The sequence below is a fragment of the Paraburkholderia sp. NMBU_R16 genome (genome assembly GCF_013282575.1).
Classification (GTDB): Bacteria; Pseudomonadota; Gammaproteobacteria; order Burkholderiales; family Burkholderiaceae; genus Trinickia.
Genome location: NZ_JAAAYE010000532.1, coordinates 1 through 247 on the forward strand (window position 1 = coordinate 1; position 247 = coordinate 247).

Here is a 247-nt window from a genome sequence, read left to right on the forward strand (position 1 = left end):
CTTTCGACGTTCATTTCAAAGATCGTCGAGTGATGGACCAGCCGGTCGACGGCGGCCACCGTCATGGCCCGGTCGGGGAAGACCTTGTCCCATTCGCCGAATGGTTGATTTGCGGTTAACAAAAGGGCCTCTTTTGAATTCCGAGTGGGTGATGTTAGCGGGTCAAGGGCGGGCGTAAGCCCGGCGCAGCGAACCCTTGAGGCGCTCTGAATCGACAAGCTGAGGTATGGCTGGTTGCGGCAGAATG

Annotated in this window: 1 pseudogene; it reads right to left on the bottom strand. The window is 57.9% G+C overall.

The annotated features are described in order from the left end of the window. Nucleotides 1–134 (bottom strand): annotated as a pseudogene (locus GWC77_RS29430) (ATP-binding protein); the annotation flags it as partial. Between the last annotated feature and the right edge of the window lie 113 nt (nt 135–247).